1 protein-coding gene is annotated in these 1,596 nt (G+C 68.2%); it reads right to left on the reverse strand.

The features are described from left to right. The coding region (locus FOE67_RS25265; RefSeq protein WP_182667134.1) for a pectate lyase family protein at positions 1-1,132 on the reverse strand (1,132 nt) is incomplete at its 3' end. Positions 1,133-1,596 lie beyond the last annotated feature (464 nt).

The raw sequence follows: 1,596 nt of genomic DNA on the forward strand, positions 1-1,596 counted from the left end.
GCGGGTTGGTGGGCGGGGGGTTGGTCGGCGAGCAGTTGCCGTTCGAGAACTGCACCCCCTTGTTGGCGCCCGCCAGCCGGTTGACGAGGTCCGGCACGCAGTTGGCGCCGTCCAGCCGGTGGGAGTAGGGGATGCTCACGCTGGTGGTGGACTGCATGGCGGGCCCGGCGGGGTTGTTCTGGCTGCCGGGCGATGACCAGGTCACCCTGTCGAGGATGTTCCCGTTGGTGTGCCAGGTACCGGCCTCGCTGGTGTAGAAGGTGCCCAGGACGTCCTTGGAGGTCTGGAAGTAGTTGTTGTCCACCCGCACCCGGGCCCCGGCGCGGGAGTTGATGCCCGACTCCCGGATGTTCACGTAGTGGTTGTTGTAGATGTGGGCCACCCCGCCGCGCATCAGGGGGGCGCGGGAGTCCAGGTTCTCGAACCGGTTGTGGTGGTAGGTGATGAAGCTGTTGGAGCGGTCGCTCTCGCTGGAGCCGACGAGGCCGCCGCGACCGGAGTTGCGCAGGATGCTGTAGGACAGCGTCACGTACTGGGTGTTGTTCTTCAGGTCGAACAGGCCGTCGAAGCCCTCGGACTCACCGCCCGAGGCCTCCAGGGTCACGTGGTCGACCCAGACGTTGCGGACGTTGTTCTCCATGCCGATGGCGTCGCCACCGTTGGAGGTGGGGGAGCCCGACTTCTTGACGTTCCGCACCGTGACGTTCTGAATGATGATGTTGCTGGCCTCACGGACGTGGATGCCCAGCTGGTCGAAGACGGCCCCGCTGCCCACCCCGACCAGGGTGACGTTGCTGATCTGCTTCAGCTCGATCACGTCGTCCGCGGTGTTGCAGCTGTTGCCCGACACCTTGCTGGTGTTGCCGTGGTTGATGGTCCCCTGGACCTCGATGATGATCGGGGTGCTGCTGCTGGCCCGGTTGCACAGGGCGGCGTGGATCGCGGTTCCCGTGGTGGCCCGCACGACCTGACCCCCGGCGCCACCGGTGGTCCCGCCGTTCTGGGAGGCGTATCCGCCGGCCGTCCCGGTCGCGGCGGTGGCCTCGGGCGTCGACAGGACCACGCCGGTGCCGGCCGCGATGGCCGCGGTGGCCAGTACGGCGCCGAGCCGTACCGCTATCGAACGTTTCATCCTTGCCTTCTCTCGTGTTGACCCGGATCGGGCTTCGCGCCCTGCGACGCGGTGGTACGGGTGGCCCGTGGGGGCCGGCATTCCGTCGCCTGCTCGGTGGTCGACCGGTCCGGGGTGTGGGGGTGCGCGCCGAACGGCCTCCGGGTGCTCCGGGGGGAGGCGGACCGTCCGCTCGGATGCGCGGCGTGGTGCGGTGGCATGCGGACTCCCTCCTCCCGGCGGGGGAGCGCTCCCGGGGCAGGGGCGTGCGGTCCCCGGACATGCGGCTCCGTCCTGCAACCGATTGCCGTTACATGACGGAAACAGCGTCGTGGCTTGTCTGTACAGTGTCAATACGCGCGGCAGTGCAATGGGAGTTCGTGGGATCCGGCCCTCGCGATTGATGACAACCGATTGCACCAACAGGTGTACGTGAAGGGGGTGGATGTCCGGACCCGGCAGGACCCGACAGGGCCCGCCGGGAG

Origin of the sequence: Streptomyces calidiresistens (assembly GCF_014141525.1) — a bacterium.
GTDB classification, from domain to species: Bacteria; Actinomycetota; Actinomycetes; order Streptomycetales; family Streptomycetaceae; genus Streptomyces; species Streptomyces calidiresistens.